Source organism: Shinella kummerowiae (genome assembly GCF_009827055.1).
Classification (GTDB): domain Bacteria; phylum Pseudomonadota; class Alphaproteobacteria; order Rhizobiales; family Rhizobiaceae; genus Shinella; species Shinella kummerowiae.
The window spans coordinates 461,622-481,944 of sequence record NZ_WUMK01000005.1 but is presented as its reverse complement, the minus strand read 5'-3'; the positions used below and the strand labels follow the sequence as shown (position 1 = coordinate 481,944).

General features: G+C 62.8%; 18 protein-coding genes. 3 read left to right on the top strand and 15 right to left on the bottom strand.

Annotated elements, in window-relative coordinates:
* Window position 1: 1 nt before the first annotated feature.
* From GR138_RS15875 to GR138_RS15865, 3 genes are read right to left on the bottom strand one after another with little or no spacing between them, the layout of a single operon-like run.
* Complete coding sequence (locus GR138_RS15875) at window positions 2–1,639, bottom strand: monovalent cation/H+ antiporter subunit D (RefSeq protein WP_160860212.1); 1,638 nt, start codon at window positions 1,637–1,639, stop codon at window positions 2–4.
* The gene (locus GR138_RS15870; protein ID WP_160860211.1) at window positions 1,636–1,974 is read right to left on the bottom strand and encodes a Na+/H+ antiporter subunit C; all 339 of its coding nucleotides are present in this window, start codon (window positions 1,972–1,974) and stop codon (window positions 1,636–1,638) included. The genes GR138_RS15875 and GR138_RS15870 overlap by 4 nt, the downstream gene beginning before the upstream one ends.
* Window positions 1,974–4,892 carry a monovalent cation/H+ antiporter subunit A gene (locus tag GR138_RS15865; protein WP_160860210.1) on the bottom strand — a complete coding sequence of 973 codons (2,919 nt, stop codon included), beginning with the start codon at window positions 4,890–4,892 and terminating at the stop codon, window positions 1,974–1,976. Before GR138_RS15865 ends, GR138_RS15870 begins: the two co-directional genes overlap by 1 nt.
* Before the next feature lie 836 nt (window positions 4,893–5,728).
* On the opposite strand from GR138_RS15865, the gene GR138_RS15860 reads away from it, so the two are divergent.
* Window positions 5,729–6,055: a DUF2934 domain-containing protein gene (locus tag GR138_RS15860; protein ID WP_160860209.1), complete on the top strand. Its 327-nt coding sequence runs from the start codon at window positions 5,729–5,731 to the stop codon at window positions 6,053–6,055.
* 6 nt (window positions 6,056–6,061) lie between these two features.
* On the opposite strand, the gene GR138_RS15855 is transcribed toward GR138_RS15860, so the two are convergent.
* From GR138_RS15855 to GR138_RS15845, 3 genes are read right to left on the bottom strand one after another with little or no spacing between them, the layout of a single operon-like run.
* Window positions 6,062–7,108, bottom strand: a complete 1,047-nt coding sequence (locus tag GR138_RS15855) for a glutathione synthase (protein ID WP_160860208.1) — start codon at window positions 7,106–7,108, stop codon at window positions 6,062–6,064.
* Window positions 7,109–7,119: 11 nt separating this feature from the next.
* Window positions 7,120–9,015 (bottom strand): flavohemoglobin expression-modulating QEGLA motif protein, encoded by a 1,896-nt coding sequence (locus GR138_RS15850; protein ID WP_160860207.1) that lies wholly within the window; start codon window positions 9,013–9,015, stop codon window positions 7,120–7,122.
* Entirely contained in the window at window positions 9,012–9,824 is an 813-nt protein-coding gene (locus tag GR138_RS15845) for an N-formylglutamate amidohydrolase (protein ID WP_160860206.1), read from the bottom strand. Before GR138_RS15845 ends, GR138_RS15850 begins: the two co-directional genes overlap by 4 nt.
* A gap of 142 nt (window positions 9,825–9,966) precedes the next feature.
* Here GR138_RS15845 and GR138_RS15840 point away from each other — a divergent pair, with 142 nt between their 5' ends.
* Complete coding sequence (locus GR138_RS15840; RefSeq protein ID WP_160860205.1) at window positions 9,967–10,326, top strand: DUF454 family protein; 360 nt, start codon at window positions 9,967–9,969, stop codon at window positions 10,324–10,326.
* A gap of 34 nt (window positions 10,327–10,360) precedes the next feature.
* Complete coding sequence (locus GR138_RS15835) at window positions 10,361–11,803, top strand: cryptochrome/photolyase family protein (protein ID WP_160860204.1); 1,443 nt, start codon at window positions 10,361–10,363, stop codon at window positions 11,801–11,803.
* Between the two features lies 1 nt (window position 11,804).
* Here the strand turns inward: GR138_RS15835 and phnN are convergent, their stop codons facing one another.
* From phnN to phnL, 9 genes are all read right to left on the bottom strand, one after another.
* Window positions 11,805–12,410: a phosphonate metabolism protein/1,5-bisphosphokinase (PRPP-forming) PhnN gene (gene phnN / locus GR138_RS15830; protein WP_246200488.1), complete on the bottom strand. Its 606-nt coding sequence runs from the start codon at window positions 12,408–12,410 to the stop codon at window positions 11,805–11,807.
* The gene (locus tag GR138_RS15825) at window positions 12,407–13,540 is read right to left on the bottom strand and encodes an alpha-D-ribose 1-methylphosphonate 5-triphosphate diphosphatase (RefSeq protein WP_160860203.1); all 1,134 of its coding nucleotides are present in this window, start codon (window positions 13,538–13,540) and stop codon (window positions 12,407–12,409) included. Before GR138_RS15825 ends, phnN begins: the two co-directional genes overlap by 4 nt.
* A 1-nt stretch (window position 13,541) precedes the next feature.
* Window positions 13,542–14,249, bottom strand: coding sequence for a DUF1045 domain-containing protein (locus GR138_RS15820; protein WP_160860202.1), 708 nt, complete (start codon window positions 14,247–14,249; stop codon window positions 13,542–13,544).
* Between the two features lie 110 nt (window positions 14,250–14,359).
* Window positions 14,360–15,862: a phosphonate ABC transporter, permease protein PhnE gene (gene phnE, locus GR138_RS15815; RefSeq protein WP_160860201.1), complete on the bottom strand. Its 1,503-nt coding sequence runs from the start codon at window positions 15,860–15,862 to the stop codon at window positions 14,360–14,362.
* A gap of 9 nt (window positions 15,863–15,871) precedes the next feature.
* A complete protein-coding gene (gene phnE, locus GR138_RS15810; RefSeq protein ID WP_246200486.1) occupies window positions 15,872–16,828 on the bottom strand; it encodes a phosphonate ABC transporter, permease protein PhnE in 957 nt (318 codons plus the stop codon).
* Window positions 16,829–16,908: 80 nt separating this feature from the next.
* Complete coding sequence (phnD, locus tag GR138_RS15805) at window positions 16,909–17,814, bottom strand: phosphonate ABC transporter substrate-binding protein (protein ID WP_160860199.1); 906 nt, start codon at window positions 17,812–17,814, stop codon at window positions 16,909–16,911.
* Window positions 17,815–17,954: 140 nt separating this feature from the next.
* The gene (gene phnC, locus GR138_RS15800; RefSeq protein ID WP_160860198.1) at window positions 17,955–18,803 is read right to left on the bottom strand and encodes a phosphonate ABC transporter ATP-binding protein; all 849 of its coding nucleotides are present in this window, start codon (window positions 18,801–18,803) and stop codon (window positions 17,955–17,957) included.
* Window positions 18,804–18,955: 152 nt separating this feature from the next.
* Complete coding sequence (locus GR138_RS15795; RefSeq protein ID WP_160860197.1) at window positions 18,956–19,570, bottom strand: DapH/DapD/GlmU-related protein; 615 nt, start codon at window positions 19,568–19,570, stop codon at window positions 18,956–18,958.
* Window positions 19,567–20,274: a phosphonate C-P lyase system protein PhnL gene (gene phnL, locus GR138_RS15790; protein ID WP_160860196.1), complete on the bottom strand. Its 708-nt coding sequence runs from the start codon at window positions 20,272–20,274 to the stop codon at window positions 19,567–19,569. Before phnL ends, GR138_RS15795 begins: the two co-directional genes overlap by 4 nt.
* Window positions 20,275–20,323 lie beyond the last annotated feature (49 nt).

The following is a 20,323-nucleotide window of genomic DNA, read 5'->3' as shown; positions in this document are numbered from 1 at the left end:
GTCAGAGCCCTCCCCCGCCATCCGGCCCGCTCGGTTCGCTCACGCCTGCGCGGCGCGCATTGATCACGGCATCGATATAGGTCGTTGGCTGCTGCAGGTTCCGGACGGTCTCCTCCATATAGCTCATCGCCGGCCCCGCCTTGATGGTCAATGCGAGCGTCAGGGCGATCAGCAGCATGACAGGCGCCATTTCCATGACGAGCACGCGCGGCACCGTGCCCTCCATCGAGGCCCAGAAGGTGCGGATGCCGGCGCGCGTCATGGAGATGAGTGCGGCGAGCCCAGACAGGATGAGCAGACCGACGATCCACCAGGCGGAGGCAGCAATGGGTGTGTCACCCTGCGCACTCGTGCCGATCATGCCCGACAGCATGGCAAACTTCGCAACGAAGCCGGAGAGCGGCGGCAGGCCCGAGAGCAGGATGCCGCAGGCGGCAAAGCAGATGCCGAGCACCGCGATCGTCCCCGGCATGGTGACGCCGACCTCGACCTCTTCATCCTCCTCGTCCGCATCGCCATAGGCTTCCATCGTCACGGCGAGAACCGACGCGCCGGCGTCCTGCCCGCGCTCGACGAGTTCGATGAGCAGGAAGAAGGCGGCGATCGTGAGCGTGGAGCTCACCATGTAGAAGAGCGCGCCGGCCGTCACCATGCCATTGTTGAGGCCGAGCACGGCGAGCAGGGTCCCCGAGGAGACGAGCACGGAGTAACTTGCCAGCCGCCCCAGCGCCTGCGAGGCCAGCACGCCGATCGTGCCGAAGGCGATGGTCGCCATGCCGCCGTAGAGCAGGACGTTGAGCCCGAGGCCGGCGGAAGCGCCCTGCCCGAAGACCAGCAACGAGAGGCGCAGGATGACGTAGATGCCGACCTTGCTCATGATCGCGAAAATACCGGCAACCGGAGCGGTCGCGGCACTGTAAGCACCCGGCAGCCAGAAATTCAGCGGCCACATACCGGCCTTGATGAGGAAGACGATGCCAAGAATGCCGGCGCCGGCCTCCAGCAGCATGCGTCGCTCGCCTTCGATTTCGCCGATGCGCACGGCGAGATCCGCCATGTTGAGCGTGCCCGCCGAACCGTAGATGGCGCTGACGCCGATCAGGAAGCAGAGCGCCGCCGCAAGGTTGACGGCGATGTAGTGCAGACCCGCCTTGACGCGCATGGAACCGGAGCCGTGCATCAGCAGGCCATAGGATGCGGCCAGCATCACCTCGAAGAAGACGAAGAGGTTGAAAAGGTCCCCCGTCAGGAACGCACCGTTGAGCCCCATCAGCAGGAACTGGAACAACGAATGGAAATGCGCCCCCGCGGTGTGCCAGCGGGCGAGCGCATAGACGAGCGTGGGGATCGCCAGGATCGAGGCGAGGACGAGCATCAATGCCGACAGCCGGTCGACCACCAGCACGATACCGAAGGGCGCCGGCCAGTTGCCGAGCATATAGACACCCTCGAAGGTGCCCTCGCCGCTATTGGCAAGCCGGAACAGGCTGATGGCGACGGCGGCAAGCGCCAGGCCCGAAACGACGCTGATCATGGCCTTGATGACGCGCTCGCGCTCATCGAAGAAGAGCAGCGTTGCGCCGGCGACAAGCGGGATGAGGATCGGCGCGATGATGAGGTGTTGCTGCCAGCCGCTCATTTCGGCTGCTCCCTGCCGTCGACATGGTCTGTGCCGGTCAGGCCGCGCGCGGCGAGTAGAACCACGAGGAAGAGTGCCGTCGTGGCAAAGCCGATGACGATGGCGGTCAGCACCAGCGCGTGCGGTACCGGATCGGTCACCGTCGAGATATCGACGCCCTCGCCGAGCAACGGCGCGGCATTGGACTTCACGCCGCCGACGCCGAAGATGAAGAGGTTGACCGCATAGGACAGCAGCGAAAGGCCGATGATGACCTGATAGGTGCGCGGGCGCAGGATGAGCCAGACACCGGACCCCGTCATGATGCCGATACCGATCGAAAGGACGAGTTCCATCAGGTTTCCTCCGCCTTGGTGGCTTCGAGGCCGCGGACCCGATGCGTACGTATGGACTGGTGTGCAAGCGCAATCAGGATGAGCACCGTGGCGCCAACGACGAGCGAGAAGACGCCGAGATCGAACAGGAGGGCGGTCGCTGCCGGAATTTTGCCGATGAAGGGTAGCTCGATATATTGCGAATAGGTCGTCAGGAACGGATAGCCGAACAGCCAGGCGCCCATGCCCGTAAGGGCCGCCATAAGAAGGCCGATGCCCATCCAGCGCAGCGGCAGGATGCGCAGGCGGTCTTCTGCCCAGCGCACGCCGCCGGCAAGATATTGCAGCAGGAAGGCGATCGCCATGGTGATGCCAGCGGCGAAGCCACCGCCCGGCAGGTCATGCCCACGCAGGAGCAGGTAGATCGAGAAGGTGATGATGACCGGGAACATCCATTGCATGATCACGGACGGCACGAGCAGGTAGTCGCGCACGGTATCGCCCGCCGAACGCTCGGGGCGTTCCGCGTCATAGGCATTCTGGATGCGCTGCTGTTCCGGCTTGTCCACGCTGTCCGGCGCCGGGCGGAAGCGACGCAGCAGTGCGAAGACGGTCAGGGCCACGATGGCGAGAACGGCGATCTCGCCCAGCGTGTCGAAGCCGCGGAAGTCGACGAGGATGACGTTGACCACGTTGCGCCCGCCGCCTTCGGTATAGGCCTTCTCCAGGAAATAGCTGGCGATCGCATCAGGCACCGGCTGCTTCATGATCGCGTAGGAGAAAACGAACATGCCGAAGCCGCAGGAAATCGCGAGCAGAAAGTCGCGAAAGCGGCGGCTACGGGCAGAAAACGTGACCGAATTGTCGACCTTTTCGGACCGTTTCGGCAGCCAGCGCAGGCCGAGCAGCAACAGGACCGTCGTGACGATCTCGACGACGAGCTGCGTGATGGCAAGGTCCGGGGCCGACAGCCAGACGAAGGTGATGCAGGTGGTGATGCCCGCGCCGCCAAGCAGGACGAGCGCCGCAAGACGGTGATATTTCGCCTGATAGGCCGCACCCAGCGCACAGAACGCCCCAACACACCAGACGGCGGCGAAGATCGGATCGATACCGTCAAAAGCGAGCGGTGTCGGCGCAAAGCCGGCGATATAGAGCGGCAAGACACCGGCCAGCAGACCGGCAGCGGCGATGAGGCGCAACTGCGGCTGCAGATTGCGTGTGCCCAGGCGGCTTTCCATCCAGCGCGCCCATTTCCACGAGACAGTCACGAGCACACGCTCGAAGATGCGCTGGCCGCCGAGATGGCGGAAGAGCGGTGGGCCATCGTCGCACTTGGCGAGGTAGTCCTTCATCACCGCGTAGAGCGCCACGCCGCCGACCAGCGCAATCACGCTCATGATGAGTGGGGTATTGATGCCGTGCCAGACAGCGAGGCTGTATTCCGGCGTGCGGTCGCCAAGCACGGAGACGACGGCCGAATGCAGGAACGGGCCGATCGACAGGCTGGGAATGATGCCGACCACCAGGCAGGCGAGCACCAGGAATTCGATCGGGAAGCGCATCCAGTGCGGCGGCTCGTGCGGTTTCGGCTTCGGCAGGTCGGTCGGTTCAGGGCCGAAGAACACCATGTGGATGAAGCGGAGCGAATAGGCGACGGAGAAGGCGCCGGCGAGCACCGCGATATAGGGCAGGATGCGGTCGAGCACGGAATCCGCGTGCGTTTCAACGGCTTCGGCGAAGAACATCTCTTTCGAGATGAAGCCGTTGAGCAGCGGCACGCCGGCCATGGCCGCGCTCGCCACCATGGCGAGCGTGCCGGTGATCGGCAGGTATTTCAGGAGCCCGCTTAATCGTCGCATGTCGCGCGTGCCGGTCTCATGATCGATGATGCCGGCGGCCATGAAGAGCGACGCCTTGAAGGTGGCATGGTTCATCATGTGGAAGATCGCCGCGACCGCAGCGACGGGGCTGCCGAGGCTGAGCAGCGTGGTGATGAGGCCCAGATGACTGATCGTCGAGTAGGCGAGCAGGCCCTTCAGGTCCTGCTGGAACATGGCGAAATAGGCGCCGAGGATCAGCGTGCTGATGCCGGCGATGCCGACCAGCATGAACCATTCATAGGTGCCCGACAGGGCCGGCCAGAAACGCACCAGCAGGAAGACGCCCGCCTTCACCATGGTGGCGGAATGCAGATAGGCCGAGACCGGCGTCGGCGCCGCCATGGCATTCGGCAGCCAGAAATGGAACGGCACCTGCGCGCTTTTGGTCAATGCGCCCATGAGGATCAACACGAGCGCGGTGAGATAGAGCGGATGCGCCTTGATCTGGTCTCCAGAGGCGAGCACCACATCGAGGTCATAGCTGCCGACGATATGGCCGAGCACCAGCAGGCCGGCGAGCAGGCAGAAGCCGCCAATGCCGGTGATCGTCAGCGCCATGCGTGCGCCGTCACGCGCCGCGGCATTGTTGTGCCAGTAGCTGATGAGCAGGAAGGAGAAGATGCTGGTCAGCTCCCAAAACACCGAGAGCAGGATGATGTTGCCCGACAGCACGATGCCAAGCATGGAGCCCATGAAGGCGAGCAGGAAGGAGAAGAAGCGCGGGACCGGATCCTCTTCCGACATGTAGTACCGCGCATAGAGCACGACGAGGCAACCGATGCCGGTGATGAGCATGGCGAAAAGCCAGGCAAAGCCGTCCATGCGCAGCGTGACGTTCAATCCGAGCTGCGGCAGCCATTCGAGATCGAGCCGAACCTTGCCGCCATCGCGCACCGCCGGATAGAGCGCCGCCGTCAACAGGAGGGCGGCAAACGACACGACGCCCGACATGCGCGCTGCAAGAATGCGGGAATCCGTCCGCAAGAGAATGGTCGCGGCAAGGCTTCCCGCAAAGGGAAGGCAGACCAGCAGGACCAGAATCATTTCACCTGTCATCGATTGGTCGATCGCTTTCGAACGTCAGAGCTTCTCACATGCCGGCACGCCGGCGACATCGGGAAGACTGCGGCGATCGATGGAGACGATCGGGGCAGTCGTCAGGCGAAACTGCACGGAGGGGCACGCGCCCCACGCGTCTGGATACGATCACTGCCGGCCGCGAAAGGCGGAACGATGGCCGCGTTGACGGCAGTACCGTTCACATACACGCCCGTGTTCGCCGATAGACAGCCGAGATCGATACCGCCGCCATCGAGCGGGGTCGCCTTGCCAGCGACGGGGCGCTTGCGGCATTCCATATCGGCAAGAGCAGATGAGGTATTCGCCGCCTTCTGTGTGCCGTATCGAAGCACTTTCGACGGGGCGCTGGCGGTAGCGGGAGCCGACAGCGTCGATATCAACAACAAAAGACAGGTCAGCGAGGTGCAAAGAAGGCGAAAAGCCCGACAAACCGGTCGATGCTGTTGCCCGAATGCTGCCAAACGCCCTGCCTCTCTAGTTCGCCGCTTGTCTTGAAGATTCTTTCATCCGGACAATACGTTGGCGGGATTGATGCTGTCCACCCGCAAGCATGAAACTTTTCCAAATTTACGCCAGATCGCGACGCCACACGCGAGTGGGTTTCATTACTATCCGTCAAAACGGGGATCGTGTCGCGATCCGCTCGGCTTGATGCCATGTCGCTTTGGGCGCATTCTTATCCCGCGAATCGCATGTAGCAGACCTGCCGGCCGATATTTCCCGGTGTCCAGTGAGTTCCGTCTCCCGGTGACTGCGCGCAACCTGCGGCATATCCGGCACGGCGTCAGTCCACTCTCAAACGAGGATACACGATGACGGATGCGAGAAGTGAATGGATCAGCAAGCGCGCCTACACGATCTGGGAAGAAGCCGGGCGACCGCATGGTCATGACGCCGACCATTGGGCCCAGGCTGTGCTTGAGCGTGAGGAGTTCGAGCGCGTGGCACTCGCCCCCGAGACAAAGCCGGCGAGCAAGAAGAAGCCGCTGATCGAAATCTCCGCGAAAGCCCAGGACAAGAAGTCTGAGGCGGCCAAGTCGAAGAAGAAGGCGGATGCCGCGGCTGAGAAGCCGGCCGCAGCCAAAGCCGTCGCCAAGGCGAAGTCTTCCAAGGCTGCGGCAAACAGCAAACTGATCTGATCGCCCTTACAAGGTAGCGAGTGTCCTGTTGGCAATCACGCCGGCATAGGCGTCGCGCTGGGTTACCTTGTCTTCCAGCGCTGAGATGATGTTCTCGGCAAAGTCGACATCGTAGAGATCGAGCATTGCGCTAAGGCCACCCGGCGTGAAGACATTGATTTCCAGGATCTTGTCGCCGACGATGTCGAGGCCGACCAGGAACATGCCGTCCTCGATGAGCTTGGGGCGGACCATTTCAGCGATCGCCAGGATTTCCGGCGTGATCTCGACGGCGACAGCCGTCCCGGCCGCGTGAATGTTCGAGCGGACCTCGCCCTTGGCCGGCACGCGGCGGATGGCGGCATATTTACCGCCGTGCTCCAGCGGGCGGCCGTTCATCAGGAACAGACGGACGTCTCCCTCTGTTGCGGCCGGCAAGTAGTTCTGGACGATCAGGTATCCCTCGCCGCTGACCGCCTCGAAAATCTGGTTGAGATTTGCTTCATCGGCGGAGCCGATCTTGAAGACGTTCTTGCCGCCGGACCCTTGCAGCGGCTTCATGATGACGCCTTCCTTGTGGCTGTCGATGAAGGCCTTGATTTCGTCGATACTCTTGGAGATCAGCGTTTCGGGACGAACCGCCCGTGGAAATCCCTGGAAATAAAGCTTGTTCTGCGCCAGCGACAGACCGTCCGGATCGTTGACGACGATGCTTCCGCGCGCGGCGGCAAGTCGGCCGAACATCGCACCGACATGGGCCGCCCAGGGCCGGTCGTCGGCATCAAGCGAGGGGTCGTTGCGAAGGAAAACGACGTCGACGTCGCTTACATCCATCGTCTCGATCGCTGCGTCGTCACCCTGGAGGGCAGCGTGAAAACTCTCCGGCTTCTTGTAGCGTTTGCCGGGCGGAACACGGCCCCGGATCGAGAGCGTGTCGTCGGCGCGCAGCACGAAATCACCCGGCGTTATGTACCAAATGTCGTGTCCGCGCGCGACCGCCGCCATGGCGAGCGCCGTGGTCGTATAGGTCGGGGTTTCCCCCTCGATGGAGTTGACGAAAAAGGCGATGCGCATGGCTGCTCTCCTCAAGCTTCGAGCATGGAAAGGGGGGTGAGACCGGCGCGGGCGCGTTCCAGCCTTGCGCGCCCCCGGTCGGTTTCGAGACAGAGGGGGCGAAGGATCGGTGCCTTCAGCAGGCCGCGGGCTCCAAGCTCCTCCATCACGCTGAAATGGGACGCGGAAATCTTGCCCATCCAGAACGGATCGAGCGCACCGCCGGCCTTCAGGTGGCTAAGCAGCGACAGCAGGCCGCGCAGATAGATCGCATCCTTGGCGAGTCCTCCTCCGCGAAAGACCCGCAGCAGAAGACCGAATGCCATTTCCGTGTCGAAATCATAGTCTTGTACCAGTACGCGAAAGCTTTCAGCGAAGGACGCTCCCGCCAGCATGAGATCGCAACCGATGACGCGGGCGGCCAGCAGACGCAGGCGTTCCGGCGTGAAGCCGCCGGCCAGGAATTCGGCGAAAACCGCCAGTCCCTCCTGCATGCCCTCGTAACCCGAAAGGCCCGTCCGGAACACGCGCAGCCCCTGTGCCGAACCGTTGAAATAGGTGAGAAGATGGACCCCCACCTCGTGGCTGAGCAGCGCTTCCACGCGGTGGCGCATCATGCGTGTGCGGCGGGAAATGAGCAGGCGGCGCCCCGATACCAAGAGACCGGCAGGCACGTCGTCACGCAGCTCGATGGCGGCGTCGAAACCGTCGTAGCGAAGATGGTAGTCCAGCATCATGGAGCGTGCGCGATGCTCGACGTAGAAGCAGTCCACAACCTCGTCATCATCGTCCGAAAGGGACGGCAAGCGCCTGGCATCGGAGGTCCCATCCAGAACCTCGCGGGCAGCCTTCAACAGCGACGGTTCCACCGGGCCGTAAAGCGTACGGCCAAACTCGACGAACCGCGCTTTTTCCCGTTCAGCGATCAGCGTCAGTTGAAGATCGAGTTCCTGCTGCTTTTCCCGGTAGATCTGGTGCAGCACCGGATCTTCGAGCCGGTCGAGCGCGATCGAATAGAGCCGGCGCTTTTCCTGTTCCACCAGCAGGCTCAGTGGTCGATACAGGAACCGCGGCGGCTTTTCGAATTTGTTCGCCTTGAATTCCTTCCAGGCCGCATCCGCATTGATCGGGGTGACGGCAAGCAGGAAATCGAAACTCGAAGCGACGTCGTCCATCCCGCGGTCCGCCCGTTCGACCGCGTCGATGAAGGCCTTGCGGCCAAAGGCGCGGTAGGTGGCCGGCTTCGGGAAGCCATCGGCATCGAGAAACGCCGCGAAGGCGCGCAGGCCCGCATCGAGGAAGTTGTCGATGAGCCGTTCGCGCAAATCCGGATAAGTGGCGTCCGATCCCGTCACGCGGTAGATCGGCGCGAAACGCAGCGTCAGGAGCGGCAGTTGCAAAGCCAAAAGCTCGGAGCGCACGCAGGGATCGTCGTCTGCGGCACAAAGCTCGACATGCGGCGTGCGAAAACGCGCCTCGAACGCCTTGACCGCCGTTTCAAACGCCTCCAGTGCCCGGTTCGCCGCAATACCGGGCGTTGCCGACAGCATGACTTCGAAAGGCTGCAAAAACGGTGCGTCGTCGGAAAGCAGCCGGTCGCGATCGAATTCGTCTATGTCGAACAGCACGAAGGTGCCGAATTTCCGGCGGAGCGCGTCTGCGATCGGCACGATGAGTTCAACGGCATCCTCGATCCGGCTGACAAGCAGATAAGAGGCATTTGCCGCCGCAACCTCGCGGGCGACAATGTGCCCGTCCGGCTCCCCGACATGCAGACAGAGGAACGGCAACGGCCGGTCGATATGAAGGCGCCCTCCTTCGAGATCCCTGCGCACCGATTTCCCGGCCTCGAGCGCCTCGACGACCTCTTCGGCCAGCGACTTCTCCTTCTTTCGTCGTGGTTTTCGGACCTTCCTGGTCGGGCTCATGCGACCTCCCGCAGTGCCCCTTCGAGCACAGGCAGGGATCCGGTGATCAGCGCGCGAAACGCCGCGATGGCCTGCCAGTCCGGCGCGCCCGTCCACTCGTCCATGAAAATCTTCTTGAATTCAATCGCGATGGCACAGCCGCTGTCGGCAAACCGCTCATGGATGAACCGCGTCTGCTCGCCCCGCCCCTGGAAGGCGACGTTCTCGCGCACGTCGAGCCTGCGGCCAAGAAAATCGAAATCCGCGGCGAAGGCCATGAATGCCTCGATGACCGGCGCCCAGCGCTCTCGGTCCATCGAGGCGGTGCCGATATTGATTTCCGGGGCTTCGCTCGCCTCGGTCGAAGCGACTGCCGCTCCGCCGCGGCGATGGTTGTAGCTGTGGATGTCCAGCACGATGAAGCGACCGTATTGTGCCGCGATGCCACGCAGATAGTTTTCCAGCATGGCATAATAGGCGTCGTGAACGGCGAGCGCCTCCGCGATCTCCGCATCGGTGGGCTTTTCGCGCCAGACCTTCAGCCCCCAGGCCTGCTCGGGCAAGAGGTAGAAAGCCCCGTCCCGGGCACGATTGAGATCGACCTCGAAACGCGAGCGATGAAAGACGATACGGTTTTGCAGGTCGCGGATGGTTTGCGCGGTGAAAGGGTCCTCTTCGCGCAGGCGTTCATCCTCGTCGAGTGCCATTTTCAGCAGCAGGTTTTCGCAAACCGCATGGCCATCGTGAATAGCCGTCGCGACCACGGGCGATGCACCCCGGTGCGTCGTCCACCAGGCATTCGTGTTTCCGCTTGCCGCATCATCCAACATTCGCTTCGCCCTGCCCTGTTTCCGTCCGCAAGGAATGCCTGACGAAGATGTTCGTTCCAATCACCGCGGCGCGATACCCCCTTGGAGGGGCGGGCAAAGCACTCTATCTGAACGGTCGACACCCTTTACGACGAGGAACCCCGTGCGCTCGATCTATATGCTGGCTGGCCTGCTGATGACGGCGCTCGGCATCGTCGGGGCCTTCCTGCCTTTGCTGCCCACAACGCCGTTCCTGCTGGTTGCCGTCTGGTGCTTTTCCCGCTCCTCGCCCCGTCTGGAGCAATGGCTGCTCAACCACCGCACGCTCGGACCGCCGTTGCGAAACTGGCAGCGCGAGGGCGCAATCGCCGCGCGTGCGAAAGTCGTCGCGGTTTCTCTCATTGCCGTGAGCTATGGCTTCTTCTGGTATCGTACGCAGCCGTCGCCGCTTCTTGCCGTCGTTGTCGGGCTCATCCTGTCGGGAAGCGTTCTCTTCATTCTGACCCGCCCGCTGCCGAAATGATCACCCACGCAGCAGAGCAGAAAGGAAACCAGACATGACGGTAGAGAATGGGGCTCCGATCATCGTCTGGTTCCGCAAGGATCTGCGCACGGACGACAATCCCGCCCTGATCGCCGCGTCGGAGACCGAGCACCCCGTCATCGCGCTCTACATACGCGAACCTGCGGAGGCCGGAACGGGTCCGCTCGGAGCGGCGCAGGACTGGTGGCTGCATCACTCGCTGGCGTCTCTCGGCAGCACGCTCGACAGGCTTGGAACGCCCCTCGTCCTTCGCAGCGGCCCGGCGGGCAAGGTTCTCGATGATATGATCGAGGAAACCGGTGCCGGCGGCCTCTACTGGAACCGCAGGCATAATCCGGCCGGTGTCGAAATCGACAAGGTTATCAAGGCCTCGCTCAAGGCACGCGGTGTCGACACGAGAAGCTTCGCGGCGGAATTGCTGCACGATCCGACGCGCCTGTTGACGGGAGAAAAGAAGCCGTACCGCGTCTACACACCGTTCTGGAAGGCGCTGGAGCGGGATGGAGAACCACACGAACCGACCGATGCGCCGGAAAAACTGCGGCCTCCCGAAAAAGCACCGGCATCCGACGTGCTGGACGATTGGCACCTTCTGCCGACGAAGCCGAATTGGGCATGCTCCTTCACCGACATCTGGACGCCGGGAGAAGGCGCGGCACGCGAACGCCTTGACGACTTCGCCGATGGGGCAATCGACGGCTACAAGACGGATCGTGATTTTCCGGCAATCGATGCCACATCCATGCTGTCGCCCCACCTGGCGTTCGGGGAAATCTCTCCCGCCCGCGTCTGGCACGCAACCCGTGGCCTGACGTCATCGAAGGACGATGTCGTGCATTTCCGCAAAGAACTGGCCTGGCGGGAATTCTGCTACCATCTGCATTTTCATTTCCCGAAACTGGCGGAGAAAAACTGGAACAGCCGGTTCGATGCCTTTCCATGGGAGGCGGCGGGCAAAAATTTCGAACTCTGGACGCGCGGCATGACGGGCTATCCCATCGTCGATGCGGGGATGCGGCAGCTCTGGAAACATGGCTGGATGCACAATCGTGTGCGCATGATCACCGCGTCCTTCCTGATCAAGCACCTGATGATCGACTGGCGGCGCGGCGAAAAATGGTTTCGCGATACGCTGGTGGATGCCGATGCGGCGTCGAATGCGGCGAACTGGCAATGGGTGGCAGGGTCCGGTGCGGATGCCTCGCCGTTTTTCCGCATCTTCAACCCGATCCTGCAGGGCGAAAAATTCGATCCCGACGGGACCTATGTGCGCAGTTTCGTGCCGGAACTGGAGATGCTCGATTCCGCCTGGATTCACAAGCCCTTCGACGCGCCGGAACCCGTGTTGAAGGAAGCAGGCCTCGATCTTGGCAAAACCTATCCCAAGCCGATCGTCGATCATCGCAAGGCGCGCGAATGCGCCCTTTCGGCCTACAAGTCCCTGAAGAACGATTGACCTAATCGTTGCGCGCCAGCGCCGAGGCGAGCAACGAGATGAACGCGCCGCCCGCCGCTTCAAGCGCGCCGCTGTTGTCGATGACGACGGTATCGGCCGAGACGACGATTTCCGGCACGGCGCGCTCAAGCCGCTTGGCGATCGCCTCCGTGCTTTCCCGGCCTCTCGCGGCGAGACGGGCAGCGAGAATGTCGGGGCGGGCGGTGACGAGCACGACCTTCAGCCGCGGATAGGCCTCCGCAAAGGCCGGCAGCGCCGAGCGACTGCCATTGGCGACCAGCGTCACGCCCTGTGCCAATTGATCGAGAGTCTTGCGCGGAATGCCGTAGGACAAGCCGTGTGCATCCCAGGAAACGGCAAACGCGCCATCGGCCGCGCGTTGGCGAAAGCCATCCGCATCGATTGCCTCATGCGCCTCTCCACCGGCATCGGCCGGGCGGGTGATGACGCGGCGCACGAACTGCACGCGCGCCTCGTCTGCGAAGTGGCGCTGAGCATAGGACATCACGCTGTCCTTGCCGGCCCCGCTCGGGCCGACGACGACGACCATGGTGCCCGCCGCCACAGGCGACGGCCGCGCGATCACCTGTTCGGCATCCATGCTCATGCCACCCGCTTGCCCTGCCGCCAGACGGAGCGCACGACCGGCACGCCGGAGGGGCGGCGGACGCGCACGAGGTCGGCGCGCAGGCCCTTGGCAATGGCGCCTCGATCATCGAGACCGACCGTGCGAGCCGGCGTCGTCGACACCATGGCGATCGCCTTGGTCAGGTCCATGCCCTCATCGGCAAGGATGAACGGCGCATGCATCAGGCTGAACGGCACGTAATCCGACGACAACACGTCGAGCACGCCCATGTTCGCGAGATCGCGGGCGGCGATGTTGCCGGAATGCGACTTGCCGCGCACGATGTTCGGCGCGCCCATCAGCACGCTCATGCCGGCACCATGCGAGGCCTTTGCAGCCTCGAAGCTGGTCGGGAATTCGGCGAGGCGAATGCCGTAGCCGATGGCTTCCTCGACATGCTCCAAGGTCGCATCGTCGTGGCTTGCGACCGAGATGTTGCGCGCCGCACAGGAGGCGGCAATCGCATCACGGTGCGGCTTGGCGTAGCGGGCGGAAAGATCCTGCTGGCGCTTGCAGAAGGCGTCGAACTCATCGTCGGTCAGGCCGCGCTTCTTCTTGTAGTAGAGGATATATTGCTCCAGCGTCTGGAACTGGCGCTGGCCGGGCGCGTGATCCATCAGCGAGACGAGGCGGACCATCGGGTCGTTCTCGAATTCTTCGTAATGCTCCAGCACGTTGTCGGTCGAGACTTCGCAACGCAAGTGAATGAGGTGCTCGGCACGCAGGCGATCTTCGGCCTGCGCTTCGGCGATGGCACTGGCCATGGCGCGCATCTCGCCCTTCTCGAAGCCACCGTCCTCGTCCGATCCCATGCGCAGGCAGTCGAATACTGTGGTGATGCCGGACGTGACGACCTGGGCGTCATGGGCCTGGATCGCCGCCGTCAGGCCCCAGCGCACGCCGGGGCGCGGCGAATAGTGGGCTTCGAGGTGATCGGTGTGCAGTTCCACGAGGCCGGGGATCAGGAAGTCGCCCTCCATGTCTTCGCCGGTCGCGGAGGAGCCTTCGGAGATGTCGGCGATCAGGCCATCGCGCAACACCAGCGTGCCGTCGAGGATACGGTCCTCAAGCACGATGCGGGCATTGGAAAGAACGGTTTCGCGGGTCATGTCAGGCGGTCTTTCTGTTGGCTGCCCCACCCAGCGGGAAGAGCGAATGGACGGTGAAATCGGCGCCGCGCGACTGTTCGCGGAAGAGCGCGAGGCCATGGACGGCCAGCGGGCGGCCGTGGAAGTCGGCGAATTGATCGAGAAGCACGCCTTCGACGGCATCGCGGCGTTCGGCCGGCACGCGTCCCGTCAGAGTCATGTGGAAACGAAACTCATCGAACACGTAAGGGTACCCCCATTGCACGAGGTTCTGCCGCTCAGTGGCGGTCAGTTCATCGGGCTTGCGCCGTGCGATATCAGCAGACGTCAGCGGCGCGCGGAAACGCTCGAAACGGCGCACAACTTCGCCGGCAAAGCCTTGCAGTGGCGCGCACTCGTCTGCCGGCACCAGAGCGAAGAAAGACCCGAGGCGGCCGACGATGATTTCCGGGATTTCGAACGGCTCGGTCTCGCTGACGAACCGGCCGATCTCAGCCACAAGCTCCGCCTCCGAGCGGCCTTCGGCAAGCGAAAACGGCGCCTTTATCGTGGCATGGAATCCGTAGCGGCGCGGATCCGCCGTCAATCCTGCCAGCGCTGCCCCATCGAGTCCGTTCACGCTCGGCTGCTCGAGAGCGGCCCCGGTAAACGCATTGCGCCCCAGCCAGCGCTGGGCGGAAAGGGTCAGCGGGTCGCTTGCGGACGGGGTGAAATAGAGGGCGTAACGCAATGGCTTATTCCTATGCAATTCAGAGAATGCCGCCGGACCGGCGGCATCGGACCTTGTAGGGATTCGTGTGGCAGCATCATGCCGCCCCACGGATCTTTTGCTGGACCTGCTCAGTGCGCAGGCTTGCCCATGAGCCGCGAGCGAAGCGCATTCGATATGCCGTCGAAGACGAAGACCACGATAAGGATCAGCAGCACCATGTAGGCGACGTTCTCCCAGTCCGAATTCGTGCGCATCGCTTCCCAGAGCTTGAGGCCGATACCACCGGCGCCGACCGCGCCGATGATGGTCGCGGAGCGAGTGTTCGATTCCCAGAAATAGAGTGCCTGAGAAGCAAAGAGCGGCATGACCTGCGGCAGCACGCCATAGCGCTGCACCGCGACGGGGGCAGCACCCACCGACTTCACACCCTCACGCTGCTTGTCGTCAATGTTCTCCAGCGCCTCGGAATAGAGTTTTCCCAGCGTACCCGTATCCGTGAAGAAGATCGCCGACATGCCCGCCAGCGGTCCGGGGCCAAAGGCGCGCGTGAAGAACAGCGCCCAGATCAGCATGTCGACCGAACGCAGGAAGTCGAACAGGCGTTTGGTGAGCTGATTGGAAATCCAGTTGCGCGTGATGTTGCGTGCCGCAAGGAAAGCGAGCGGGAAGGCCAGCAGCATGGCGAACAGCGTGCCGACAAAGGCCATGACGATCGTCTGGAGCAGCTTCGTCCAGACATCGAGATGCTGCCATTCCGCATTGTAGAGAATGTTGTCCCAGGCGAGCGAGAGGTTCGATTGTTTTGGGTCGATCCGCTCGCCCGAGGTGATCAGCGAGATAACCTCTGAGGTCGATTTGCCATGGAACGGCGAGTTCGTGTCGAACAGGAAGTTCGCCCAACCGAGGAAGCGCCTGCGGATTGAGATATCGTCCGGCTCGATCTGGCCCCAACCGGCAAAACCAAACGCAAGGGTGATCTTCTGGCCTGGTGTCTTCTGCGTTGCCCAGTCCGGAAGCGCGCCCTCGACTGTCATATCCGTCCCGCCCATGTTGACGACCAGCGTCTCACCGGCGTGCTGGACAGTCACGCGCTCCGGTACGACCTCCACGCTCGTCGAGGCATTGAGCGTGATCTTGGCGCGCTTGACCACCTCTTCCTCACGCGTCGTCGCCGTCGCAAGACCTTCTGCCGCGGCGGCTGAACCACCGAGCGTCGCCCCCGCGCCCATGAAGCCCATGGATGCCGGTTTCTTGGCTGTCGTGCCTGCAGCATCTGCTGCCGGCGTCGTGCGGGTCATCATGCCGCGCTCGATTTCCACCCAATCGGGCTCGGCGTTTGGCCCGAGCGGCGAAAAGCGTGGATAGGTGAGCTTCATCGCGCCATCGGACGCGATCGTCACTTCCGGGCGCACCTCGTAGGACACCCAGTCGGCGAGATAGGTGCCGGCGATGTTCCAGTTGGCCGTGCCGAGCACATGGCCGATGGCGAAGAACCACCAGCAATAGAGCGCGTAGAGCACGAAGCCGCCGGCAATGAATGCCACGCGAAAACGCTGCCAGAACGAGCGGTGGAAGACGGCCGGATGGCGTGCCGCGATCTCATCCATTTGTGCGGGATTGAGGGTCGTCATGGCACACTCCTATTGGGCCAGCCGGAAGGCGTGGTCGCCGACGAGCTTGCGGCGCAGCCAGGCGGAAAACTGGTCGACGGCGATGATGGTGATGAGCAGCAGGAGTACGATGGCAAGCGTCTTGGCCTGGTGGTTCTGGCCGATCGACAAACGCAGCAACTCGCCGATACCGCCGCCACCGACAGCGCCGATGATGGTCGAGGCGCGCACGTTGATTTCGAGACGCAGCAGGAAGTAGCTCATGAAGTTCGGCAGGACCTGCGGCACGATGCCGAACCAGACGCGCTCGATCCAGCTTGCGCCGACGGCGCGAAGCCCCTCCTCCGCCTTCATGTCCGCATTTTCGACCACCTCGAAGAACAGTTTTCCGAGCGCGCCGATCGTGTGGATCGACACAGCGATGACGGCAGGCAGGGGCCCGAGCGACAGGATGGCGAGGAAGAAACCGGCAAGCACCACTTCCGGGAAGGCGCGCAGGATTTCCATGAAGCGGCGCACAAAGCCGCGCAGCAGGCGGTTAGCGACGAGGTTCTTGGCGGCGAGGAAACAGAGCAGGAAGCCGAAGAACATGCCGATGATAGTGGAGAACAACGCGATGTTCAGCGTCTCCAGCATCTTGTGGAAATATTCCGGGATGTAGAAGCTCTCGGTGAGATAGAGCCGGCCTTCGGGGTAATTGTACTTGAAGCTGCCGTCGTCATAGGGCGAAGGCAGGTCGAACAGCGCGCGAAAAACTTCGAGGCCGTCGCGCGGCACCATGTCGCCGACAAAGTCGAAGAGATAGGGCAACCGGTCGAAGAATTTGCCGGCATTCGTCTCATTGGCGAACCAGAGCGAACCGGAGAGCGCCACCGCCAGGATGGCAAGACCAAGCCAGGTATAGAGGCGGCGCCGTGCGTTCAGCTCTTGCCAGTGTCGCTCGATCAGAGCGCCCTTCTCGCTGAAGCCGTCGTGAAGCGTGTTCATGGCCATCGTCTGTTCCGCCTGGGCTCAAAAATGACGAAGCGCCGGCCGGGTTGCGGCCGGCGCCAGTGTCTGCGTGGCTATCAGCCGCCGATCGTTGCCTTGCGGGCGTCGATGATCGGCTTGTAGAAGTCGACGTTGACTTCCGTGAACGCGGTGAAATCGCCGCCCATGACGGCGGAGAAGCAGGCTGCGTCCTTCTTCGGCAGGTCGAGCATGAACTGCTTGAACTTCGCCTTGGTCTCGTCAGCCATCGAGGTGCGAACGACGATCGGGCCGTTCGGGATCAGCGGCGACTTCCAGAGTTCGACGATGTCGTTCATGTCGAGAATGCCCTTCTCGACCATCTTGTGCAGGTTGCCGGACGTGTAGCCGTCCTTCCACTCGCCAACGCCCGAACCGAAGGTCGTGCCGGCGTCGAAGGTGCCCTTCAGCACTTCGAGGACGAGGTTTTCGTGACCGCCGCCGAAGCCGGTTTCAGCGAAGAATTCCTTGACCGGGCCGCCGATGGCTTCCGGCAGGGTGACGAGCGGGACGAGGTAGCCCGAGGTCGAGTCCGGGTCGGCGAAGCCGAGCTTCTTGCCCTTGAGGTCTTCGAGCTTGGTGATGCCGCTGTCCTTGCGGGCGACCATGATCGAGTGGTAGCCGGTCGAGCCGTCGGTCTGGACGGTCGTCAGGATCGGCTCGACGGCGTCAGCCTTGGCGAGGTAGATCTTGGCAAAGCCAGATGCGCCGAGTTCGGCGTAGTCGAGCGTGCCGCCGAGCAGGCCCTGGATGACGCCGTCATAGTCGGCAGCCGGGAAGAACGAGACCTTCTCGAAGCCGAGTTCGGCCTTCAGGTGGTCGCCGAGGCACTGGTAGTTGCGCAGGCGGTCGGCTTCGTTTTCGCCGCCGATGATGCCGACGCGGAATTCCTTGAGGTCTTCAGCCTGGACGTGGCCGGCGAGCGCGACGAGCGCAACGGCGCCGAGAAGAAGTTTCTTCAGCATGGTCTCTCTCCTGTTTGACCGGCTTTGCCGGACTGGAAGTTTTCTGACCCTTTACGCGGGTCGTTCGATCCTGGCGGGGTTCTAGAGTTTGGTACGCATTTCCGGACGCAAAACCGCTACGCACTTTTGCTGGAAATGCTCTAGAGCCCGGCCAATGCCAGCGGTGTCGGGCTGGCGGATTCCTTGATGTTGTCCTGACGGGCTGGGTTGCGGATCGCCGTCGAGGTGAGGCTCTCGTCGATCTCCGCGCCATCGGCGCCCGTGCCGTAAATCGTGCGCACCGCCTCGGCATCGAGTTCGCGCGCCGAGCCGTCAAACACGACGCGGCCATGCGCCATGCCGATGATGCGTTCGCAATAGGCGCGGGCCGTGTCGAGCGTGTGCAGGTTGGTGATGACCGTGATGCCTTCGCGCTCGTTGATGTCGCGCAGCGCGTCCATGACGATCTTGGCGTTGAGCGGGTCGAGCGAGGCGATCGGCTCGTCGGCGAGCAGCATCTTCGGGTTCTGCATCAGGGCACGGGCAATCGCTACACGCTGTTGCTGGCCGCCGGACAGCGTACCCGCTGGCTGAAGCGCCGTCTGCTCGATGCCGAGGCGTTCGAGCGCGGCAATCGCCATGATGCGCTCGTCACGGGTAAAGAGGTTGAGGATGCTGAGCGTGGTCGAACGGTGATTGAGGCGGCCGAGCAGCACATTGGTCAGGACATCGAGGCGCGGCACGAGGTTGAACTGCTGGAAGATCATCGCACAGTCGCGCTGCCAGTTGCGCAGTGCCGAACCGCGCAGCGACGAGACTTCGACATCGTTGAAATGGATCGAACCTTCGCTCGGATCGGCAAGGCGGTTGATCATGCGCAGCATGGTCGACTTGCCGGCACCCGAACGGCCGATGACGCCGACCATCTGGCCCTGCGGGATGTCGAAAGTCACATCGTCGACCGCAGTACGCTCGCCAAAACGGCGGGTGACATTCTTCAGTCGGAACATGGCGGATCCCTCTAATTTCCAGTCGTGAGCCCGTGCGGGCAATGTCGTTTTCGGGACTGGCTGTAAACGCTGTTGATGAAGGGGCAATGTCAGTTTCATGTCGGAAAAATTACAGTCCACAGGCCTGATTTTCCGGCATTGCACATGCCCGCTCAGCCGTCGTGACGGCTGAGGAAGGCTTCTGCGTCAAGTTTGCGAAAGTCGTCCAAAGCGGCGCGCAACCGGGCGTGATCCCAATCCCACCAGGCGAGTTTTTCCATGCGTTCGGCGATGTTTCGCGGAAAGCGTTCGCGGATCGGTTTCGCCGCCACGCCGCCGACGATCATGTACGGTTCGACGTCTTTTGTGACCACCGCGCCGGAGCCTATGACAGCACCGTTGCCGATTGTGACACCCGGCAAAATCGTCGAACCGTGGCCGATCCACACATCGTGGCCGACGGTGACGCGATGCTCGCGCCGCCAGGAGAAGAATTCACTCTCGGGCTCGGCGTCGGGCCAGTAGTCGTTGGCGCGATAGGTGAAGTGGTGCAGCGTCGCGCGCCACATCGGGTGGTTGGTGGCGTTGAGACGCACCGACGAGGCGATGTTGGCGAACTTGCCGATCGTCGCGCACCAGACCGAGCCGCCGTCCATGATGTAGGAATAATCGCCGATCTCGGCTTCGCTGATGCGGCAGTTCTCGGCGATCTCGGTGTAGCGGCCGAGCACCGTATCGGAGACGATGGCCGTCGGGTGGACCAGCGGCGTTTCGGACAATTTGGTCATGCGGCAGCCTTTCGCGGCGAAAAGGCGGAGACGTCGACAATACGGTCGGCGACCTTCTCGCGCACGTCCTCGTCGTGGAAGATGCCGAGAAGGGCGACGCCCGCCGCCTTCTTCTCCTCGATCATGCCGACGACGACGGCGCGGTTCTTTGCGTCCAGCGAGGCGGTCGGCTCATCGAGTAGCAGGATGCGGTGATCGGTGATGAAGCCGCGGGCGATGTTGACGCGCTGCTGTTCGCCGCCGGAGAAGGTGGCAGGCGGCAGTTGCCACAGTTCGCGCGGCAGGTTGAGACGGGCCAGCATGGCCTCCGCGCTCGCCCGCGCCTCCGCCGGATCGACACCACGGCCGAGCAACGGTTCGGCGACGACATCGACGGCTGCGACGCGCGGCACGGTGCGCAGGAACTGGCTGACATAACCGAGCGTCGCCCGGCGCACCGACAAGATCGTGCGCGGATCAGCGGTCGCAAGGTCGAGCAACCGGCCGCCATGTTCGATCAGGATCTGGCCGCTATCGACCGCATAATTGCCATAGACCATCTTGAGCAGCGAGCTCTTGCCGATGCCGGACGGACCGCCGAGCACGACGCATTCGCCTGCCTTCACCGAGAAGGTGACATTCGACATGACCGGCAGGCGCAGGCCGTCGCGAAGATGCATGGTAAAGCTCTTCGCCACTTCGGAAACAACGAGGGGTGTGGGCATGTCACTTTTCCTTTTGACGCATGGTCTCGTGCGAAAACCGGATTCCACT